This is a genomic window from Microcoleus sp. Pol11C2, from assembly GCF_036701505.1.
Classification (GTDB): domain Bacteria; phylum Cyanobacteriota; class Cyanobacteriia; order Cyanobacteriales; family Microcoleaceae; genus Microcoleus.
In genome coordinates this window covers 1-4,360 of the sequence record NZ_JAUBQX010000106.1, presented here as the reverse complement: position 1 = coordinate 4,360, position 4,360 = coordinate 1, and the positions used below count along the sequence as shown (strand labels likewise).

The window sequence follows — 4,360 nt, the reverse complement described above, 5'->3', positions numbered from 1 at the left end:
TTTTAAACTACGACTCATAAACGCACCATACAAGCTATCTCTCTATTATATGCAACTTCACATAAAATTGGTATGAGTCCCTAAAATTAGTCAAGGCCGAAGATCGGCGGTATTACATTGATTTTTCTGAGGTGCGTGGCGGGAAAATTATTAACGTACTCAAAAAGACAATTATCCGTTCGTCATCAGATAAACCGACTTGCCAATTATTTACCGGACACATTGGTTGCGGTAAGTCTACTGAATTGTCGCGACTGCAAAAAGAGTTGACAGATGAGGGGTTTCATGTAGTTTACTTCGAGTCAACACAAGACCTTGATGAAATGGATCTCGATTTGACAGATATCGTGTTGGCGATCGCGCGGCGAGTCACCCAAAGCTTGGAAGAGGACAAGATTGCCTTGCAGCCCCAGGGTTTTCGAGCTTTCTTAAAAGGTAGTTGGGAATATTTGCAAACCCCTGTAACCCTAGAAGCTGAAGGAGAACTTTTTGGGAGTAAAGTTAAGGTCGGCACAGAAGGAAATCTTGAAGTTTCATTGCCTTTAGGTATAGCAAAAATTACTGCCCAAACCAAAAGTAATCCCGACTTGCGATCTAAACTGAGACAGTACATGGAACCGCAAGCGAATAAAATGTTAGAATTGATAAATCAAGAAATTATTGAAACAGCAATTAATCAGCTTAAGCAGCGCGGCAAAAAAGGATTAGTTGTAATTGTTGACAACTTAGACCGCATAGTTTCTCGACCAACAGCATCGGGGCGACTGTTACCAGAATATATCTTTATTGACCGGGGAGAGCAGTTGCGGAAACTGAATTGCAATTTAGTTTATACGCTGCCACTGGGATTGACTTTTGGCAATGAAAGTGAAATTTTGAAAAATCGATTGGGGGGCGGAGTTGACCCAAGAATTTTGCCGATGGTACCAGTAAAGAATAGAGACGGTAGCGAATGTGTTGAGGGGATGGATTTGCTGCGGCGGATGGTGATGTCGCGCGCTTTTCCTGATGTGCCAAATGTGCCAACCGAGGAACATATCACATTAATTACCCAAGTTTTTGACAGTCCAGAAACTTTAGATAGATTGTGCCTAGTCAGCGGCGGTCATTTGCGAAACTTGATGGGGATGTTGTTTGGTTGCTTGCAGCAAGATGACCCTCCAATTTCCCAAGATATGTTGCAATGGGTGATTCGCAATTCCCGCGACAGTCTGAGTCGCGGCATTGATAATGATGAGTGGGAATTACTTTTTAAGGTGGTGAAGGAACAAAGTATTAATGCAGATAAAAAATACCAAGATTTACTGAGAAACCTGTGGGTTTTTGAATATGTAGATAGTGACGGAAATTGGTTTGCGTTGAATCCGCTGCTAATGGAAACTGACAAATTTAAGGTATGGCAGAAGGAAAATTATTGAGATTATGGTAAACTCAAATTCAGTCAAAGATATTGCAGCAGAAAACGAGCGATCACTCTCTACTTTAGTACGGACTATCGCCCGCTTTCAAGGAAGTTTTTCTTTAACTATAGTGCGTTGCAATTATGCTAGATTGCGTTCGGCAATGCTGGACAAATTGCGCGAACGCTCGACAGTTGGATATCAAGAATTAGTCCTCGAACCTGCGACTAAAACACTTTATCAAACCATTCTCAATGCCGTCCAAGAGCAACCACCGAAAGCTTTGATAGTTGTTGGTATAGAATCGGTTGTGGCGATTGATGACCTGCTAGCTGGGGCTAATCGAGCGCGAGACCAATTCAAACAAGATTTTGCTTTTCCGTTGATATTATGGGTGACGGATGCTGTACTGGATAAATTTAGTCGATCGGCAAATGATTTGAAATCTTGGGCTCCTCCTCCAATTCACTTTACTATGCCACCCGATGATTTGAGAAATTTCTTGCGACAAAAAGCAGACCAAGCTTTTGCTAATGTTGAGAATTTCAAATTAGATGACTGTGAAATTGAGTCGCTGGAGAATTGCCGGCCAAGTTTGAATGCAGCATTAGACCCGGAATTGCAAGCAAGTTGGCAATTTATTCGGGGTTTAGTTGAATATCAGAAAAATCAAATAGATTTAGCACTAGAACATTATCAGCAAAGTTTGGCGTTTTGGCAGCAAAATCAGCAGTGGGAAAGGCAAGGAATTGTCTGCCAGAAAATTGCCCAAGCTTACAACCGCAAAGCTGAATTGCACCGGGCATGCAAGCTGGAGTATTGGCGAGAAGCTAGAAAGTATTTGCAGCAATCTCTGGAGAGTTTTGAGCAAGCACAACGAAATGATTTAGCGGCTAAATGTATTAGCGAACTTGGCGAAGTGCTGCGACTTTTACAAGCTTGGGAAGAGTTGCAAAGTTTAGCAGTCAAAGCCTTAGAAATGCACGAAGATTGTGGCACTCCGAGTCAAGTAGCTGAAGATTACGGCTTTTTGGCTGAGGTAGCGCTGCAACGTTCTAAGTGGGAAAAAGCTTGCGAATTAGCTAAATCAGCATTGTCTGTTTTAGAACAAGCAGAAGCCGCCAAAAAAGAGACTGGTTTATATCTGTTACTTTGGGCAAAAGCGCAGCGAAATCTCAGTCAACAGTCGGAGGCTGTTAAGAACTTAGAAGCAGCTAAAAAAAATACGCAGCTTCAAGATGATGTGCAGCTTTATCTGAGGATTTTAGAAGAGTTGAGAACTCTCTATTTTGAGAAAAGAGAATATTTAAAAGCATTTCATTCAAAACTAGAACAACAGGAAGTTAAAAGCAAATACCGACTGCAAGCTTTTATTGGCGCAGGCCGTTTGCAGCCGCCCCAACAAACAATTAATCTTGCTTTAGAATCAGGTCAGTCAAAAGCTGAAATTGTTGAGGAAATTGAAGCCGCTTCTGGGCGAAAACAGGATATTAAACAGATAATTCAACGCATAGGTACACCTGCTTATAAGCTGACAATCATTCACGGACAGTCTGGGGTAGGAAAAAGTTCGATTATTCAGGCGGGGTTAGTTCCGGCACTGCAACTCACCACTTTTGACGCGCGGGACGTATTGCCTATTTTATTGCAGTCTTATCATGATTGGGTGATGGATTGCGGTCAGTGTTTGCGATCGGGAATTGCAAAATTAACAGGTGTGAGTTTATCTACTCCTCTTGACACGCCTACAGCTATTTTAGAACAATTGCGACTCAATGAAAGTCGCAATTTGTTGACTGTACTAATCTTTGACCAGTTTGAGGAATTTTTCTTTGCTTATCAAGACCAAAGTAGCAGGCGAGATTTGTATGATTTTTTGGCTGAATGTTTAAATCAGATTAGCAATATCAAAATTATTCTGTCGCTGCGGGAAGATTATCTTTTCTACTTGTTAGATTGGAATCGGACGACAAATTTATCAATAATTGAAGATGACATACTCAATAAAAAAAATCGCTATTACTTGGGTAATTTTTCGATTTCAGATGCTAAAAATGCGATTCAAACCTTAACACAACGCTCTCAAATTGACTGGTCTGAAAATTTGAAAAACGCACTGGTAGAAGATTTAGCAGATAAACTTGGCGAAGTGCGGCCGATTGAGTTGCAAATTGTGGGGGCGCAACTGGAAAAACGGCAGATTACTCGACTGAGTGAATATCAGCAACTGGGCGATCTCGCAAAACTCAAACTCGTGGAGGAATTTTTAGCAGAAGTGATCGCAGACTGTGGCAAGGAAAATAAAGATATTGCCGAACTTGTCTTGTACTTGCTGACAGATGAAAACAACACTCGTCCTCAAAAAACTTTGGCTGAATTAGCAGCAAATTTAGAAAGTAATTCAGAAGAATTAGAATTAGTTTTAAATATTATATTTAAATCGGGATTGGTGTTAGAAGTGCCAGCAACTCCAATTGAACGCTACCAACTTGTCCACGACTATTTAGTACCTTTTATTCGCAAACAGCAAAGTGCGGAATTACTCGAATTACGTGAAAAACTCAAGCAAACTGAAGCCGAGAAGCAAATATTAGCAGAGGCGCGGCTGCAAGCAGAAGAGTTGTTAGAAACAGCACAGAAATTGACAAAATTAGAGCGATCGGCAAGTGGTGCTTTGAGACTGTTTGAGTTGCACAATAACCAAATAGATGCTTTAATCTCAGCCGTGAAGGCTGGAAAAGAACTTAAAGCTACAGTTAAAAATGTTCGTTCCCTTGAAGATTACCCGATATCTACTCCCCAGATTGCCCTCAACCAGATTCTCGACAACATTCGAGAACAAAATCGGTTGAAAGGAGATCAAGGTTCGGTATCGAGTGTGAGTTTTAGTCCTGACGGCAAATACATCGCTACGGCATCATCGGACAATACAGCCCGATTGTGGGATTTAACAGGCAAGC

At 41.3% G+C, this 4,360-nt stretch carries 2 protein-coding genes; both read left to right on the top strand.

Annotation, left to right across the window (positions count from 1 at the left end):
• Positions 1–131 precede the first annotated feature (131 nt).
• Complete coding sequence (locus QUA42_RS27405) at positions 132–1,418, top strand: P-loop NTPase fold protein (protein WP_333141810.1); 1,287 nt, start codon at positions 132–134, stop codon at positions 1,416–1,418.
• A gap of 4 nt (positions 1,419–1,422) precedes the next feature.
• Positions 1,423–4,360, top strand: a 2,938-nt coding sequence (locus QUA42_RS27400) for an nSTAND1 domain-containing NTPase (protein WP_445301384.1), incomplete at its 3' end; no start/stop codon positions are given.